Origin of the sequence: Streptomyces colwelliae, from assembly GCF_048158785.1 — a bacterium.
Taxonomy (GTDB): domain Bacteria; phylum Actinomycetota; class Actinomycetes; order Streptomycetales; family Streptomycetaceae; genus Streptomyces.
In genome coordinates this window covers 1-403 of the sequence record NZ_JBLTJC010001026.1, presented here as the reverse complement: position 1 = coordinate 403, position 403 = coordinate 1, and the positions used below count along the sequence as shown (strand labels likewise).

1 protein-coding gene is annotated in these 403 nt (G+C 68.0%); it reads left to right on the top strand.

Annotated features, from left to right (window positions below; genetic code table 11):
- Nucleotides 1–403, top strand: a 403-nt coding sequence (locus tag ACNFOC_RS55665) for an aminotransferase class III-fold pyridoxal phosphate-dependent enzyme (protein ID WP_416966482.1), incomplete at both ends; no start/stop codon positions are given.

The window sequence follows — 403 nt, the reverse complement described above, 5'->3', positions numbered from 1 at the left end:
CGGCAGCGCGACCTGCAGGTGCTGTGGCACCCGTGCACGCAGATGCGTGAGCATCCGGACACCCTGCCGCTGGTACCGATTGCCCGTGGCGAAGGCGCATGGCTGATCGACCACGACGGCAACCGCTATCTGGACGCGGTCAGCAGCTGGTGGACCAATCTGTTCGGTCATGCCGAACCGCGCATCGGTGGTGCCATCGCTGCCCAGGCCGGGCAGCTGGAACAGGTGATGCTCGCCGGTTTCGGCCACGAGCCGGCGATCACCCTGGCCGAACGCCTGCTGGCACTGGCGCCACGCCAGGCCGGCCGCGAACCGCTGGCCAAGGTGTTCTACGCCGACAACGGGTCCGCCGGCGTGGAAGTGGCGCTGAAGATGGCCTTCCAGTACTTCCAGAACCGCGGAG